General features: G+C 38.3%; 1 protein-coding gene. It reads left to right on the forward strand.

Translation table 11 applies throughout. The annotated features are described in order from the left end of the window. Nucleotides 1-525, forward strand: a 525-nt coding sequence (locus C3B52_RS35850; RefSeq protein WP_373419764.1) for an asparagine synthetase B family protein, incomplete at both ends; no start/stop codon positions are given.

The following is a 525-nucleotide window of genomic DNA, read 5'->3' on the forward strand; positions in this document are numbered from 1 at the left end:
GCATTAGGTTGGTAGATCGGATTGCTTTAGGATTTACCCGTTTGTCGATCCTTGATTTGGAACACGGCAGTCAGCCTATTTCCAACGAAGATCAGAGCCTTTGGCTAGTTTTTAACGGTGAGGTTTATAATTATCAAACATTAAAAAGAGAACTTGAAGAGCTTGGTCATACGTTTAAAACGAACACAGATTCTGAAGTCATCATCCATTTATATGAGGAGTATCAGGAGCATTGTTTAGAAAAATTGCGTGGGATGTTTGGATTTGCAATATGGGATCGGAGGAAAAAACAATTATTTGCTGCTCGTGATCATTTCGGAATAAAACCATTCTATTACTATACGGATAACACTCAATTTGCCTTTGGCTCCGAAATTAAAAGTATCCTTTCTTTGGATGGTCTGAAACCCGCCGTTAACTCAAAAAGTCTGTTCCATTATCTAACATTACAGTATGTGCCCCAACCAGATACAATGTTTGCTGGAATAAAAAAGCTAGAGCCAGGTCACTATATGATTGTCGATC

It is taken from the genome of Brevibacillus reuszeri (assembly GCF_002897295.1).
Taxonomy (GTDB): Bacteria; Bacillota; Bacilli; order Brevibacillales; family Brevibacillaceae; genus Brevibacillus; species Brevibacillus reuszeri_A.